Source organism: Glaciecola siphonariae (assembly GCF_042652645.1).
Taxonomy (GTDB): Bacteria; Pseudomonadota; Gammaproteobacteria; order Enterobacterales; family Alteromonadaceae; genus Glaciecola; species Glaciecola siphonariae.
The window spans coordinates 39,933-41,877 of record NZ_JBHSGU010000025.1 but is presented as its reverse complement, the minus strand read 5'-3'; the positions used below and the strand labels follow the sequence as shown (position 1 = coordinate 41,877).

Annotated in this window: 2 protein-coding genes and 1 pseudogene; all 3 read right to left on the bottom strand. The window is 42.3% G+C overall.

Annotation, left to right across the window (positions count from 1 at the left end):
- Positions 1-193: pseudogene (locus ACFO4O_RS16600) on the bottom strand (RHS repeat-associated core domain-containing protein); the annotation flags it as partial.
- Between the two features lie 255 nt (positions 194-448).
- A complete protein-coding gene (locus ACFO4O_RS16595) occupies positions 449-649 on the bottom strand; it encodes a hypothetical protein (RefSeq protein WP_382410564.1) in 201 nt (66 codons plus the stop codon).
- Positions 650-1,279: 630 nt separating this feature from the next.
- A partial coding sequence (locus ACFO4O_RS16590; protein WP_382410562.1) for a hypothetical protein occupies positions 1,280-1,945 on the bottom strand: 666 nt, incomplete at its 5' end.

The window sequence follows — 1,945 nt, the reverse complement described above, 5'->3', positions numbered from 1 at the left end:
CAACCTTCTTAGTTTTTACTTCGTCCACTTCCGCCTCTACAGTGTAACCAGTCGGATCAGTAAAACTAAGCGGATTATTGAGCACATAGGAATAGGGATTGATCCCCTGACTGCCAGTACCTTGAATGAACGGGTCAACGCTTAAAAACCGGCCAATATTGTAGTCGTAGATGCGACCATTCATATGAATGAGCGAGCATAGTGCGCTTCTAGCCGTTTATGCCGATTTGGCGAGGAGAGCCGCGCTTTTAAAGAGCATTGATATAGACTGACTAAACCTATTTGAAAAATACCCCTACGCGCGGGTTTTGGTGTTCAACAACTATCACTATCAATGAGTAAGCAATATTTCAAGCAACCTGACCCTGAGGGGTCTATTGGAAGTGATAGCTAGTCAACGGGACTCATATTATTTTCCTGCGCTGGTGAAAATATCTTTGCTCTAATGTTAGCGGAATTTTCTAGTTAAAAGTGCTATTTTTTTGGGGAGGATTACACGTTTTGCGCTGCTCTCGCGCAATATGGCCACATCTGATATATAGCTTATTTGCGTGCTTAGCCCTTCGCTTATTTCTACCTCGTACAATTTGTCGATGTAATGCGTAGTTACCGACTTACCCTCTACCACTCTCACTTGTTTGTAGCGCATGGCATCGGCGCCATAATAAACGTCTACGCGTGAGCCTAAACGCTCTATTCTAGTAGGCTTGTTAAAGCTGTAAAACCATACCTCTTGAATATTATTACGCTTGGTTTGGTTACCTTTGTTGTCGTAATCAAAGCTAACAGTACCACCATTTTTTTAAGCTTACCTGCTTTAAGCGATTGTTGTTCTGCAGAAAAATGAGAAATCGTACGAAGCAAACGTGGCAAAGAAAATCTAGCGTTCGATAGGAGCGTGGGAAAATAGAAAATTATGTTCAGATCTTATGATAAATAACTTGGTAAAAAGTACGATAAATGCGTGGTGGTCTACATCTACTTAGCTACTCGATATAAAATTTAATAGGTAGCGTTAGAAACATCACAATTGGAATTACAATGCTTAACCAATATGCAATGTTGAAATTTCGGTTCTTGGTTACTAAAAATGCAATCAACCATGCAATAAAGCTAATAGCGAAGTAGCCAACAAACCAAAGCGTTGTAAAGGACCCGATACCTTTCCCACTAATAATGAATTTCCATTGTATAGCGATTATCGCAATAAGATTTCCATAACTAAAAAGTACAGCTAGCCAATATAGAATGTTGGAAATGCCTTTCTTGTTCAGCGCCATTATCGCAATCCTCCATCATACAAGTCTTTCGCCAATTGTCTGCGTCGGTTCATGCCTGTTTGATTGCTTGGTGCATAATAGAAATGCCCAGAACCCTGCGTCATTTGATAGCCCAGTTGAGGTGCGGAACGAATTACATCCCACCCTGACATCCCCGCCCTGATAGGGTCACCGTGTCTCGTTAAGTCCTTCACTATTACATTGCGAATTCCTTTTGTGGCTCTAAGTGTTGTCAAGAAGCTTTTCGCTATAGGTGCACCTATTAGTACAAGGTTATCTACGTTTCCGCCTTTTTTGACTCTTGTCATGGCAACTTGCGCGGCTACTAGAGAGCCGTATGAATACCCAACTAAATTGAATTGACCTTCACCATCACCTTTGTTGATCAGTCTTTCTGGCGTAGTGTGAACTCGATTACCTAAGTCCACTTCTTCGTTTAGCGCTAGTACACCTATCGCTGCATCAATACCAGAATTCATCGACCATCGTTCACTATCAACTGTGTGAACGTCAGATATTCCTGCCTCACCCATAGCTGCCGCCATGTCATCGATATATTCACCATCCATCCCTGCACCACCAAAGAAATAAGTGCCATCGTACTGTGGTGTTCCACCTCCATTGGTACTACCGGGAGCAACCGCACTTTGTGTCGCTGTTTGCTC